10 protein-coding genes are annotated in these 13,656 nt (G+C 61.4%); 7 read left to right on the forward strand and 3 right to left on the reverse strand.

What is annotated here, in order from left to right; translation table 11 throughout:
• Positions 1 to 57 precede the first annotated feature (57 nt).
• From mupP to KW841_RS21295, 3 genes are read right to left on the reverse strand one after another with little or no spacing between them, the layout of a single operon-like run.
• Positions 58 to 729, reverse strand: coding sequence for an N-acetylmuramic acid 6-phosphate phosphatase MupP (mupP, locus tag KW841_RS21285; protein WP_116580021.1), 672 nt, complete (start codon positions 727 to 729; stop codon positions 58 to 60).
• Positions 730 to 733: 4 nt separating this feature from the next.
• Entirely contained in the window at positions 734 to 1,432 is a 699-nt protein-coding gene (ubiG, locus tag KW841_RS21290) for a bifunctional 2-polyprenyl-6-hydroxyphenol methylase/3-demethylubiquinol 3-O-methyltransferase UbiG (RefSeq protein WP_007985381.1), read from the reverse strand.
• Between the two features lie 57 nt (positions 1,433 to 1,489).
• Positions 1,490 to 2,824, reverse strand: a complete 1,335-nt coding sequence (locus tag KW841_RS21295) for a TRZ/ATZ family hydrolase (protein WP_218479645.1) — start codon at positions 2,822 to 2,824, stop codon at positions 1,490 to 1,492.
• Positions 2,825 to 2,932: 108 nt separating this feature from the next.
• Here KW841_RS21295 and mtnA point away from each other — a divergent pair, with 108 nt between their 5' ends.
• The 7 genes from mtnA to cmk all read left to right on the forward strand — a co-directional run bounded on the left by mtnA (position 2,933) and on the right by cmk (position 13,615).
• Positions 2,933 to 4,009 carry an S-methyl-5-thioribose-1-phosphate isomerase gene (gene mtnA, locus KW841_RS21300; RefSeq protein ID WP_218479646.1) on the forward strand — a complete coding sequence of 359 codons (1,077 nt, stop codon included), beginning with the start codon at positions 2,933 to 2,935 and terminating at the stop codon, positions 4,007 to 4,009.
• Positions 4,010 to 4,425: 416 nt separating this feature from the next.
• Positions 4,426 to 7,080, forward strand: a complete 2,655-nt coding sequence (gene gyrA, locus KW841_RS21305; protein ID WP_218479647.1) for a DNA gyrase subunit A — start codon at positions 4,426 to 4,428, stop codon at positions 7,078 to 7,080.
• 308 nt (positions 7,081 to 7,388) lie between these two features.
• Positions 7,389 to 8,474: a 3-phosphoserine/phosphohydroxythreonine transaminase gene (gene serC / locus KW841_RS21310; RefSeq protein WP_218479648.1), complete on the forward strand. Its 1,086-nt coding sequence runs from the start codon at positions 7,389 to 7,391 to the stop codon at positions 8,472 to 8,474.
• Positions 8,474 to 9,568, forward strand: a complete 1,095-nt coding sequence (gene pheA, locus KW841_RS21315) for a prephenate dehydratase (protein WP_007939916.1) — start codon at positions 8,474 to 8,476, stop codon at positions 9,566 to 9,568. Before serC ends, pheA begins: the two co-directional genes overlap by 1 nt.
• A gap of 12 nt (positions 9,569 to 9,580) precedes the next feature.
• A complete protein-coding gene (gene hisC / locus KW841_RS21320) occupies positions 9,581 to 10,693 on the forward strand; it encodes a histidinol-phosphate transaminase (RefSeq protein WP_218479649.1) in 1,113 nt (370 codons plus the stop codon).
• A gap of 28 nt (positions 10,694 to 10,721) precedes the next feature.
• Positions 10,722 to 12,929, forward strand: coding sequence for a bifunctional prephenate dehydrogenase/3-phosphoshikimate 1-carboxyvinyltransferase (locus KW841_RS21325; protein WP_256357915.1), 2,208 nt, complete (start codon positions 10,722 to 10,724; stop codon positions 12,927 to 12,929).
• Complete coding sequence (gene cmk, locus KW841_RS21330) at positions 12,926 to 13,615, forward strand: (d)CMP kinase (protein WP_007973641.1); 690 nt, start codon at positions 12,926 to 12,928, stop codon at positions 13,613 to 13,615. Before KW841_RS21325 ends, cmk begins: the two co-directional genes overlap by 4 nt.
• Positions 13,616 to 13,656 lie beyond the last annotated feature (41 nt).

The raw sequence follows: 13,656 nt of genomic DNA on the forward strand, positions 1-13,656 counted from the left end.
CAGGGATCGACGTGCATCCTGTAGGAGCTGCCGAAGGCTGCGATCTTTTGACGTTAATCAGCAGCCACAGAGGGCGCTATCCAAAACCTTGCGCAACTCCAGCGGATGATCGACCACCACGTCCGCACCCCAGTGACGCGGGTTATCGTCAGGGTGGATGTAGCCGAAGGTCACTGCGGCTGTCCTGGTGCCGGCATCACGGCCCGACTCGATGTCGCGCAGGTCGTCGCCAACGAACAGCACGCTGGCCGGGTCCAGGTCGAGCATCTTGCACGCCAGGATCAGCGGTTCCGGATCCGGCTTGCTGTTCTTCACGTGATCCGGGCAGATCAGCAGCGCCGAACGCTCGGACAGCCCCAGTTGTTGCATGATCGGTTCGGCGAAGCGCAGTGGCTTGTTGGTGACCACGCCCCAGATCAGGTTGGCTTTCTCGATATCGGCGAGCAACTCGGCCATGCCGTCGAACAGCTTGCTGTGTACCGCGCAACCGACGAGGTAGCGCTCCAGGAACTCCAGGCGCAACGCTTCGAAACCCGGCGATTCCGGATCCATGGCGAAGGTCACGGCGACCATTGCCCTGGCGCCGCCGGAAATCTCGTCGCGGATGTGCTTGTCGTTCATCGGTGGCAAGCCGCGGTCGGCACGCATCGCCTGACAGATCGCAATGAAGTCTGGCGCGGTGTCGAGCAGAGTGCCGTCCATGTCGAAAAGAACTGCTCTGATTCGCATCGGCTTATTCCTCGCGCAGGGTCTGGATCATGTAGTTGACGTCCACGTCGGCGGCCAGCTTGTAGTGCTTGGTCAGCGGGTTGTAGGTCAGGCCGATGATGTCCTTGACGGTCAGGCCGGCCATGCGGCTCCAGGCACCAAGCTCTGAAGGGCGGATGAATTTCTTGAAGTCGTGGGTGCCGCGCGGCAGCAGCTTCATGATGTATTCGGCGCCGACGATGGCGAACAGGTACGCCTTGGGGTTGCGGTTGATGGTCGAGAAGAACACCTGGCCGCCGGGCTTGACCATGCGGAAGCAGGCGCGGATGACCGACGATGGGTCTGGCACGTGCTCAAGCATTTCCAGGCAGGTGACCACGTCGAACTGCTCGGGCATTTCCTCGGCCAGGGCTTCGGCGGTGATCTGCCGATATTCGACGTTGACGCCCGATTCCAGCTGATGCAACTGGGCAACGGCCAGGGGCGCTTCGCCCATGTCGATACCCATCACGGTTGCGCCGCGCTGGGCCATGGCTTCGCTGAGGATGCCGCCGCCGCAACCGACGTCGAGGACTTTCTTACCGGCCAGATTGACTCGCTCGTCAATCCAGTTGACCCGCAGCGGGTTGATGTCATGCAGCGGTTTGAATTCGCTTTCGCGGTCCCACCAGCGATGGGCCAGGGCCTCGAATTTGGCGATTTCGGCGTAGTCGACGTTGCTCATGGTTTAAGTCCTCTAAAACTTGGAAAATCCTGTTGCCCCGGATGTGTTCCGGGGTGCTTACGATTCGGTACGGCCGCTGATGCGCTGGCCCCAGGCCTTCGCGACAGCGCCAAGCTGTTGTTCATCCAGGCGCGTCAGGCGACGGTCGTCGAGCAGTTGTTTGCCGGCCACCCAAAGGTGTTTCACGCAGTCCCGGCCGGTGGCGTATATAAGCTGGGAAACCGGGTCGTAGACCGGTTGCTGGGCCAGGCCGGAGAGGTCGAAAGCCACCATGTCCGCGGCCTTGCCGATTTCCAGCGAGCCCGTTTCGGCTTCGATGCCCAGCGCACGGGCACCGTTGAGGGTGGCCATGCGCAAGGCGCGATGGGCATCGAGCGCGGTCGCCGAGCCGGCGACAGCCTTGGCCAGCAGGGCAGCGGTGCGGGTTTCGCCGAGCAGGTCCAGGTCATTGTTGCTCGCGGCGCCATCGGTGCCGACCGCGACATTGACCCCGGCTTCCCACAAGCGCTCGACCGGGCAGAAGCCACTGGCCAGCTTCAGGTTCGACTCCGGGCAATGAATCACACTGCTGTTGCTTTCTACCAGCAGTGCCAGGTCTTCATCGCTGATCTGGGTCATGTGAACCGCCTGGAAACGCGGCCCCAGCAAGCCCAGGCGCGCCAGGCGGGCCAGCGGGCGTTCACCGCGCTGCTCGACCGATTGCTGCACTTCGAAGGCGGTTTCATGCACGTGCATGTGGATCGATGCGTCAAGTTCTTCGGCAATCACCCGGATTTTTTCCAGGTTTTCGTCGCCCACGGTGTAGGGTGCGTGGGGGCCGAAGGTGATTTTGATGCGCTCGTGGTGCTTGAGATCGCCAAACAGTTCAACGCCCTGACGAATGGCTTCATCCGCCGTAGCTGCGCCCGGAATCGGGAAATCGAGGATCGGAATCGCGATCTGCGCGCGAATGCCGCTGTTGTGCACGCGCTCGCTGGCAACCTTCGGGAAGAAGTACATGTCAGAGAAACAGGTGATGCCGCCTTTGATTTGCTCGGCGATGGCAAGGTCGGTACCGTCGCGCACGAAGTCCTCGTCGACCCACTTGGCTTCGGCGGGCCAGATGTGGTTTTCCAGCCAGGTCATCAAGGGCAGGTCATCGGCCAGGCCGCGGAACAGCGTCATCGCCGCGTGCCCGTGGGCATTGATCAGGCCGGGGCTGAGCAGCATGTCGGGCAATTCGCGGATTTCGGTTGCGTTAAGCTTCAGTGCGGCGGAACGTGGGCCGATAAACACGATGCGTCCATCACGGATGCCCACGCCATGTTCCTTGAGGACGACACCAGCGGGTTCGACGGGTACCAGCCAGGTCGGCAGCAATAACAGGTCGAGCGCAGCGGCAGTGTTCGGCATCGAGGGTCGGTTCCAGTGCTTTTGTAAAGGATGGCGAAGTATACCCGAGCGTCTTCGCGGGGGGATCGCTATAATCGGCGGCTTTTGTTCATGAGTGCGGGGTGAGGGATGCGCGATCGACTGTTGGCTGCGGAAAAGGTAAAGGCCATCGATTGGCGTGATGGTGCTCTCCATCTGCTGGATCAGCGTATTTTGCCGTTCGAGGAAACCTGGATCGCCTACACCAGTGCAGCCGGTGTGGCCGAGGCCATTCGCTCGATGGTGGTGCGTGGCGCGCCGGCCATCGGCATCAGCGCCGCTTATGGCATCGTGCTCGCGGCCCGTGCCCGGATTGCCGAAGGTGGCGACTGGTATGCGGCGCTGGAGGAGGATTTCATGCTGCTGGCCGATTCCCGTCCTACTGCGGTCAACCTGTTCTGGGCGCTGGGCCGCATGCACGACCGGCTGGATCGCCTGAAAGACAATGCCGATCCCGTGGCGGTGCTGGAGGCAGAGGCCATTGCCATTCACGAAAGTGATCGCGAAGCCAACCTGACCATGGCGCAACTGGGTGTCGACCTGATCCGCAAGCATCAGGGCAATGTCCAGGCGATCCTGACCCACTGCAACACCGGGGCACTGGCCACGGGCGGCTTTGGCACGGCGCTGGGGGTGATTCGCGCTGCATTCATCGAAGGGATGGTCGAGCAGGTCTATGTCGACGAAACCCGCCCATGGCTGCAGGGTTCGCGGCTGACCGCATGGGAACTGGCCAATGAAGGCATTCCCGTGACCCTCAATGTCGACTCCGCCGCCGCGCATATCATGAAGACCAAAGGCCCTACCTGGGTCATCGTCGGCGCTGACCGGATCACTGCCAATGGCGATGTGGCCAACAAGATCGGCACCTATCAGCTGGCCGTCAACGCCATGCACCACGGCGTGCGCTTCATGGTGGTGGCGCCGAGTTCGACCATCGACATGAACCTGGCCAGTGGCGACGACATTCCGATTGAAGAGCGTGATGGCCGCGAGTTGCTCGAGGTCGGTGGCAAGCGCGTCGGGGCCGATGTCCATGCCTTCAACCCGGTGTTCGACGTGACGCCGGCGGACCTGATCGATGCGATCGTCACCGAAAAAGGCATTGTCGAACGCCCGGATACGGCGAAGATGGCGCAGTTGATGTGCCGCAAGCGTCTGCATTGATTATCGTTGGCGTCTGCACAATCGCTTTCGCGGGCAAGCCCGCTCCCACAGTGTCTTAGGGGGTTCACAAAACCTGTGGGAGCGGGCTTGCCCGCGAAGAGGCCCTGAAAGCCAACAAATCAACCCGAATCGGCCATAAATTCTCCATTCAACACAGCTCTAAGCCCCTCTCGTCCCCTTCAAGCCTGTCACCGGTCAACTAACTACTCTCCATGCGCATCTGGGGGATAGGTGCGTGGCGGCTCTTGTGATAACATCCGGCGGTTTCCAAGGTTGCCCTGCGGGGTGACCTTTACTGCGCAGATCCATGGCATAACTCGTTGATTTGTCGTAAGCCACTGCATGGCACCGAGCCTGCAGCGGCGAGCTTCGTTGGTCCTGACGAAGTTTCACCAGAAAAAGGAATCAGGCTTCTCATGGGCGAACTGGCCAAAGAAATCCTCCCGGTCAATATCGAAGACGAGCTGAAGCAGTCCTACCTCGACTACGCGATGAGCGTAATTGTCGGGCGGGCACTGCCGGATGCGCGCGATGGCTTGAAGCCCGTGCACCGGCGCGTGCTGTTCGCGATGAGCGAGCTGGGCAACGACTTCAACAAGCCGTACAAGAAATCTGCCCGTGTTGTCGGTGACGTGATCGGTAAGTATCACCCGCACGGTGATACCGCGGTGTACGACACCATCGTTCGGATGGCACAGCCATTCTCCCTGCGCTACCTGCTGGTAGACGGCCAGGGCAACTTCGGTTCGGTGGACGGCGACAACGCCGCGGCCATGCGATACACCGAAGTGCGCATGACCAAGCTGGCGCACGAGCTGCTGGCCGACCTGCACAAAGAAACCGTGGACTGGGTGCCGAACTACGACGGCACCGAAATGATCCCGGCGGTCATGCCGACCCGTATTCCCAACCTGCTGGTCAACGGCTCCAGCGGTATCGCCGTGGGCATGGCGACCAACATTCCGCCGCACAACCTCGGTGAAGTCATCGACGGTTGCCTGGCGCTCATCGACAACCCCGAGCTGACTGTCGACGAGCTGATGCAATACATCCCGGGTCCGGACTTCCCGACCGCTGCGATCATCAACGGTCGCGCCGGCATCATCGAAGCCTACCGCACTGGCCGTGGCCGCATTTACATGCGCGCCCGCTCGATGATCGAAGACATCGACAAGGTCGGTGGCCGCCAGCAGATCGTCATCACCGAACTCCCTTACCAGTTGAACAAGGCGCGTCTGATCGAGAAGATCGCCGAGCTGGTAAAAGAGAAGAAGCTCGAAGGCATCACCGAGCTGCGCGACGAGTCCGACAAGGACGGTATGCGCGTCGTGATCGAGCTGCGTCGTGGCGAAGTGCCTGAGGTGATCCTCAACAACCTCTACGCCCAGACCCAGCTGCAAGCGGTGTTCGGCATCAACATCGTCGCGCTTATCGACGGCCGTCCGCGGATCCTGAACCTCAAGGACCTGCTGGAAGCCTTCGTCCGTCACCGTCGCGAAGTGGTGACCCGTCGTACCGTGTTCGAACTGCGCAAGGCCCGTGAGCGCGGTCACATCCTTGAAGGTCAAGCGGTTGCCCTGTCGAACATCGACCCGGTTATCGCCCTGATCAAGGCCTCGCCAACGCCGTCGGAAGCCAAGGAAGCGCTGGTCAGCACCCCTTGGGAGTCCTCGGCTGTGGTGGCGATGGTCGAGCGTGCCGGCGCCGATTCGTGCCGTCCGGAAAACCTCGACCCGCAATACGGCCTGCGCGACGGCAAGTACTTCCTGTCGCCAGAACAGGCGCAAGCCATTCTGGAACTGCGTCTGCACCGCCTGACTGGTCTGGAACACGAAAAACTGCTGGCCGAGTATCAAGAGATCCTCAACCAGATCGGCGAGTTGATCCGCATCCTCAACAGCGCCACGCGCCTGATGGAAGTGATCCGCGAAGAGCTGGAAGTGATTCGTGCCGAGTACGGCGACGTACGTCGCACCGAGATTCTCGATGCCCGTCTCGACCTGACCCTGGGTGACATGATCCCGGAAGAAGAGCGCGTCGTGACCATCTCCCACGGTGGCTATGCCAAGACCCAGCCATTGGCTGCGTACCAGGCCCAGCGTCGTGGCGGTAAAGGCAAGTCGGCGACCGGCGTCAAGGATGAGGACTACATCGCTCACCTGCTGGTTGCCAACAGCCACACCACGCTGCTGCTGTTCTCCAGCAAGGGCAAGGTGTACTGGCTGAAGACTTACGAAATCCCTGAAGCATCCCGCGCGGCCCGTGGTCGTCCGCTGGTCAACCTGCTGCCGCTGGATGACGGTGAATACATCACCACCATGCTGCCGGTCGAGGAATACACCGAAGGTCACTACATCTTCATGGCCACTGCCAACGGCACCGTGAAGAAGACCCCGCTGGAATCCTTCAGCCGTCAGCGCAGCGTCGGCCTGATCGCGCTGGAGCTGGACGAAGGCGACGTGCTGATCTCTGCCGCCATTACCGATGGCGAGCGTGAAGTGATGCTGTTCTCCGACGGCGGCAAGGTCACTCGCTTCAAGGAATCCGACGTTCGCGCCATGGGCCGTACCGCCCGCGGTGTGCGCGGTATGCGTCTGCCGGAAGGCCAGAAGCTGATTTCCATGCTGATCCCGGAAGAAGGCAGTCAGATCCTCACCGCTTCCGAGCGTGGTTTTGGCAAGCGCACGGCGATCACCGAGTTCCCTGAGTACAAGCGTGGCGGTCAGGGCGTTATCGCCATGGTCAGCAACGAGCGTAACGGTCGCCTGGTTGGCGCCGTCCAGGTGCTCGATGGCGAGGAAATCATGCTGATTTCCGACCAGGGCACCCTGGTGCGTACTCGTGTCGACGAAGTGTCCAGCCTGGGTCGTAACACCCAGGGCGTGACCCTGATCAAGCTGGCCAAGGATGAAACCCTGGTCGGCCTTGAGCGGGTTCAGGAGCCTTCGGAAATCGAAGGTGAAGAACTGGAAGGTGAAGAGGGGGCGGTGTTCGATGGTGACGTCGTGATCGACGATGCCGTTGAAGACCAGCAACTCGACGCCGCTGCTGACGAAGAACCACAGGAATAAGCGGGTAAGCAGGGGGCGGATGAAAATTCGCCCCCTTGTTGTTTGTCCCTTTTGAAAATTTTGACACTCATGGCGACCTTGTGTGGGTGCCGGGCTTTTGTGGCGAGGGGGCTTGCCCCCGTTGGGGTGCGAAGCGCCCCTGAAACCAGTCACCGCAATCTTGCGTGAGGCGGCGGTGACAGGTTTACGATTGCTACGCAATCGAACGGGGGCAAGCCCCCTCGCCACAGGTAAGCGCGCTCCTGCATGAGGTCTGTGTCAACTGATTATTTATTGCGTGATACCCCCAAATCAGAGCGAGATTGGATGTGAGCAAGAGAGCCTATAACTTCTGTGCCGGTCCTGCGGCGCTTCCCGAAGCTGTCCTGCAGCGCGCCCAGGGTGAACTCCTCGACTGGCACGGCAAGGGTTTGTCGGTCATGGAAATGAGCCATCGCAGTGATGAGTTCGTGTCCATTGCCACCAAGGCCGAGCAGGATCTGCGTGATCTGCTGAATATCCCCTCGAACTATAAAGTGCTGTTCCTGCAAGGTGGCGCCAGCCAGCAATTCGCGCAGATTCCTCTGAACCTGCTGCCGGAAAACGGCTCGGCCGACTATATCGACACCGGTATCTGGTCGCAGAAAGCCATCGAAGAAGCTTCGCGCTACGGCCACGTCAACGTTGCCGGCACCGCCAAGCCCTACGACTATTTCGCCATTCCCGGTCAGAACGAGTGGAAACTGTCGAAAGACGCGGCCTACGTTCACTACGCGCCGAACGAAACCATCGGTGGCCTGGAGTTTCAGTGGATTCCGGAAACCGGTGACGTTCCGCTGGTGGCCGACATGTCTTCGGACATCCTGTCGCGCCCGGTGGATGTTTCGCGTTTCGGCATGATCTACGCCGGTGCCCAGAAAAACATCGGCCCGAGCGGTATCGTCGTCAACATCGTTCGCGAAGACCTGCTGGGCAAGGCCCGCGCCCTGTGCCCGACCATGCTCAACTACAAGGTCGCGGCCGACAACGGCTCGATGTACAACACCCCGCCGACCCTGGCCTGGTACTTGTCCGGCCTGGTATTCGAGTGGCTGAAAGAGCAGGGCGGCGTCGAGGCCATCGGCAAGCTCAACGAAGTCAAGCAGCGCACGCTGTACAGCTTCATCGATGCCAGCGGCCTGTACAGCAACCCTATCAACAAGTCGGACCGCTCGTGGATGAACGTGCCGTTCCGCCTGGCTGACGATCGTCTGGACAAGCCATTCCTGGCCGGTGCCGACGAGCGCGGCCTGTTGAATCTCAAGGGGCACCGCTCCGTGGGCGGCATGCGCGCCTCCATCTATAACGCCGTCGACATCAACGCCGTCAATGCGCTGGTTTCGTACATGGCAGAGTTCGAGAAGGAACACGGCTAATGTCTGAGCAAGAACTCAAGGCACTGCGCCTGCGCATTGATGCCCTGGACGAAAAGGTCCTGGAGCTGATCAGTGAGCGTGCGCGCTGCGCCCAGGAAGTCGCGCGAGTAAAGATGGCCTCGCTGGCCGAAGGCGAAGTGCCGGTGTTCTATCGTCCTGAGCGTGAGGCTCAGGTGCTCAAACGCGTCATGGAGCGTAACCAGGGGCCGCTGGGCAACGAAGAGATGGCGCGGCTGTTCCGCGAAATCATGTCGTCCTGCCTGGCACTCGAGCAGCCGTTGAAAGTGGCTTATCTCGGCCCTGAGGGTACCTTCACCCAAGCGGCGGCCATGAAGCATTTTGGTCACGCGGTGATCAGCAAGCCGATGGCGGCGATCGACGAAGTATTCCGTGAAGTGGCGGCCGGGGCGGTGAACTTTGGCGTGGTGCCGGTGGAAAACTCCACCGAAGGCGCGGTCAACCACACCCTCGACAGCTTCCTCGAACATGACATGGTGATCTGCGGCGAAGTCGAACTGCGTATCCACCATCACCTGTTGGTCGGGGAAAACACCAAGACCGACAGCATCAGCCGCATTTACTCCCACGCCCAGTCCCTGGCCCAGTGCCGCAAGTGGCTGGACGCCCATTACCCGAATGTCGAGCGCGTGGCGGTGTCCAGCAACGCCGAAGCGGCCAAGCGGGTCAAGGGCGAGTGGAACTCGGCGGCGATTGCCGGTGACATGGCGGCCGGCCTCTACGGCTTGACCCGTCTGGCCGAAAAAATCGAGGACCGCCCGGATAACTCCACGCGCTTCCTCATGATCGGTAACCAGGAAGTGCCGCCGACCGGCGACGACAAGACCTCGATCATCGTCTCGATGAGCAACAAGCCGGGTGCACTTCATGAGTTGCTGGTGCCGTTCCACGACAACGGCATCGACCTGACGCGTATCGAGACCCGTCCGTCGCGCAGCGGCAAATGGACCTACGTGTTCTTCATCGATTTTGTCGGCCACCACCGCGATCCGCTGGTAAAAGGTGTGCTGGAAAAAATCAGTCAGGAAGCAGTGGCACTCAAAGTGCTGGGTTCCTACCCGAAAGCAGTTCTCTAAGGGCGGTAGCAAATGAGTGGCAATTTCCTCGCTCTGGCACAGCCGGGCGTGCAACAACTTTCGCCTTACGTTCCGGGCAAACCCGTGGACGAACTGGCTCGCGAGCTGGACCTCGATCCGGCCAGCATCATCAAATTGGCGAGCAACGAAAACCCGCTGGGCCCCGGCCCCAAGGCGTTGGCGGCCATCCGCGATGCGCTGGCCGAGCTGACCCGTTATCCGGACGGCAACGGCTTTGCCCTCAAGAGCCTGTTGGCCGAACAGTGCCGCGTCGAACTTGATCAGGTTACGCTGGGCAATGGTTCCAACGACATCCTGGAACTGGTCGCGCGTGCCTATCTGGCGCCGGGCCTGAACGCCGTGTTCAGCGAGCATGCGTTCGCTGTCTATCCGATTGCCACTCAGGCGGTCGGTGCGCAGGCCAAGGTGGTTCCGGCCAGGGATTGGGGGCATGACCTGCCGGCAATGCTGGCAGCCATCGACGCCAATACCCGTGTGGTCTTCATCGCCAACCCGAACAACCCGACCGGGACCTGGTTCGACGCCGAGGCGCTGGACGAATTCCTGCAGGATGTTCCGGAGCATGTGCTGGTCGTACTGGACGAGGCCTATATCGAGTACGCCGAAGGCAGCGATCTGCCGGATGGCCTGGACTTCCTGGCGGCCTATCCGAACCTGCTGGTTTCCCGGACCTTCTCCAAGGCCTATGGCCTGGCAGCGCTGCGCGTGGGTTATGGCTTGTCCACGGCGGTAGTCGCAGACGTGCTGAACCGTGTGCGCCAGCCGTTCAACGTCAACAGTCTGGCCCTGGCCGCGGCCTGTGCGGCGTTGAAGGATGACGAGTATCTGGCGCAAAGCCGTCAGTTGAACGAGTCCGGCATGCAGCAGCTGGAAGCCGGTTTCCGTGAGCTGGGTCTGAGCTGGATTCCATCCAAAGGCAATTTCATCTGCATCGATCTCGGTCAGGTCGCGGCCCCGGTGTTCCAGGGCTTGCTGCGTGAAGGTGTGATCGTGCGCCCGGTGGCCAACTACGGCATGCCGAATCACCTGCGCATCACCATTGGTCTACCGGCAGAGAACAGCCGCTTCCTGGATGCGCTGACCAAGGTTCTGGCTCGTGGTTGATGTTACTGCACTGCAATCTGCCGAACCTATGATCGGTCGCCTGGTGGTGGTCGGTCTGGGGTTGATCGGCGGTTCGTTTGCCAAGGGTTTGCGCGAAAGCGGGATGTGTCGCGAAGTGGTCGGGGTCGATCTCGATCCACAATCGCGCAAGCTCGCGGTCGAGTTGGGGGTGGTGGATCGCTGCGAGGAAGACCTGGGCGCTGCTTGTCAGGGCGCCGATGTCATTCAGTTGGCTGTGCCGATCCTGGCCATGGAGAAAGTGCTCGCGCGTCTGGCTGGCATGGACCTGGGACAGGCGATCCTGACCGATGTCGGTAGCGCCAAGGGCAACGTGGTGCGCGCTGCCACCGAAGCATTCGGCACGATGCCGCCATGCTTCGTGCCGGGGCATCCGATTGCCGGTTCCGAGCAGAGTGGGGTCGAGGCCTCCAACGCCGAGCTGTTCCGTCGGCACAAGGTGATCCTGACGCCGCTGGATCAGACCGATCCGGCTGCCTTGGCAGTGGTCGACCGTTTGTGGCGCGCGCTGGGTGCCGATGTCGAGCACATGCAGGTCGAACGTCACGACGAAGTATTGGCCGCGACCAGTCATCTGCCGCACTTGCTGGCGTTCGGCCTGGTCGATTCGTTGGCCAAGCGCAATGAAAATCTTGAGATCTTCCGTTACGCTGCGGGCGGTTTCCGCGATTTCACAAGAATCGCCGGAAGCGACCCGGTCATGTGGCACGACATCTTCCTCGCCAACCGCGAAGCTGTCCTGCGCACACTCGATACATTTCGCAGCGATCTCGACGCCTTGCGCGACGCGGTCGATGCAGGGGATGGGCACCAATTGTTGGGCGTTTTCACTCGCGCCCGGGTTGCCCGCGAGCATTTCAGTAAAATCCTGGCCCGCAGGGCCTATGTGGACGCTATGAATTCCAACGATCTGATTTTCCTGGCTCAACCTGGTGGCCGCCTGTCCGGTCGGATTCGCGTACCGGGTGACAAATCGATTTCCCACCGTTCGATCATGCTCGGTTCCCTCGCTGAGGGCGTCACCGAAGTCGAAGGCTTCCTCGAGGGTGAAGATGCCCTGGCGACCTTGCAGGCGTTCCGTGACATGGGCGTGGTCATCGAAGGTCCGCACCACGGGCGCGTGACCATTCACGGCGTTGGCCTGCACGGCCTGAAGCCGGCGCCGGGCCCGATCTACCTGGGCAACTCCGGTACGTCGATGCGCCTGCTGTCCGGCCTGCTGGCCGCGCAGAACTTCGACAGCACCCTGACCGGCGACGCCTCGCTGTCCAAGCGCCCGATGAATCGCGTGGCCAATCCGCTGCGTGAAATGGGCGCGGTAATCGAGACCGCCGCCGAAGGTCGTCCGCCGATGACCATCCGTGGTGGCAACAAGCTCAAGAGCCTGACCTACACCATGCCGATGGCCAGCGCGCAGGTTAAGTCCTGCCTGCTGCTGGCTGGTCTGTATGCCGAAGGCAAGACCACCGTGACCGAGCCGGCTCCGACCCGCGACCATACCGAGCGCATGCTGCGCGGTTTCGGCTACCCGGTGAGCGTTGACGGTGCCACGGCATCGGTTGAGTCCGGTGGCAAGCTGGCCGCGACCCACATCGAAGTGCCGGGCGACATTTCGTCGTCGGCGTTTTTCCTGGTGGCTGCATCGATCGCCGAAGGTTCGGACCTGGTGCTCGAGCATGTCGGCATCAACCCGACCCGTACCGGTGTGATCGACATCCTGCGCCTGATGGGCGCGGACATCACTCTGGAAAACCAGCGTGAAGTCGGCGGCGAACCCGTGGCTGACCTGCGTGTGCGGGCAGCTAAACTCAAAGGTATCGAGATTCCCGAAGAGCTGGTTCCATTGGCCATCGACGAATTCCCGGTGCTGTTCGTGGCCGCTGCCTGTGCCGAAGGGCGAACTGTGCTGACCGGCGCCGAAGAGCTGCGGGTCAAGGAATCGGATCGCATCCAGGTCATGGCGGATGGTCTGCTGGCACTGGGCGTCAAATGCGAACCGACCCCGGACGGCATCATCATCGACGGCGGCCAGATCGGCGGCGGTGAAGTGCACGGTCATGGTGATCACCGTATCGCCATGGCGTTCAGCGTTGCTTCGCTGCGCGCCAGTGCGCCGATCCGCATTCATGATTGCGCCAACGTCGCGACGTCGTTCCCGAACTTCCTGGCGCTGTGCGCGCAGGTCGGCATTCGTGTGGCACAAGAGGCGCAGTCGTGAACAACATTGCACCGGTCATCACCATCGATGGGCCAAGCGGTTCGGGCAAGGGCACGGTAGCCGGGATTCTGGCCAAGCGACTGGGCTGGAACCTGCTGGATTCCGGTGCGTTGTACCGCCTGCTGGCTTTCGCCGCGCATAACCATGGTGTCGACCTGACCAACGAGGAACTGCTGAAGAAACTTGCCGCTCATCTGGACGTGCAGTTCATTGCGGCGACGGACGGTCAGTTGCAACGCATCATCCTGGAGGGTGATGAAGTCAGCGATGTCATCCGCACCGAAAGCGTCGGTTCCGGCGCTTCCCAGGTGGCTGCGTTGCCCGCTGTGCGCGAGGCGCTGCTGCAGCGTCAGCGTGCTTTTCAGGAAGCACCGGGCTTGGTGGCGGATGGGCGCGACATGGGAACGGTGGTTTTTCCTGATGCGCCGCTGAAGATTTTTCTGACCGCCAGTGCCGAGGAGAGGGCGCGCCGTCGATATTTGCAGTTGAAGGGCAAAGTCGAGGGTGTTAGTCTGTCGAGTCTGCTAGATGAGATACGTGCACGCGATGAGCGTGACACCCAGCGAGCGGTAGCCCCGCTCAAACCGGCGGCTGACGCCATACAGCTGGATTCCACGGAATTGTCCATCGACCAGGTGCTGGAACGCATCATGAGCGAGATCGCCATTCGCGATATCGCCGGGTGACCAAGAGGGCCGCAGGGGACCAGTCATAGTCCTGCGGTGGC

The sequence above is a fragment of the Pseudomonas sp. PDM28 genome, assembly GCF_019219115.1.
Taxonomy (GTDB): Bacteria; Pseudomonadota; Gammaproteobacteria; order Pseudomonadales; family Pseudomonadaceae; genus Aquipseudomonas; species Aquipseudomonas laurylsulfatiphila.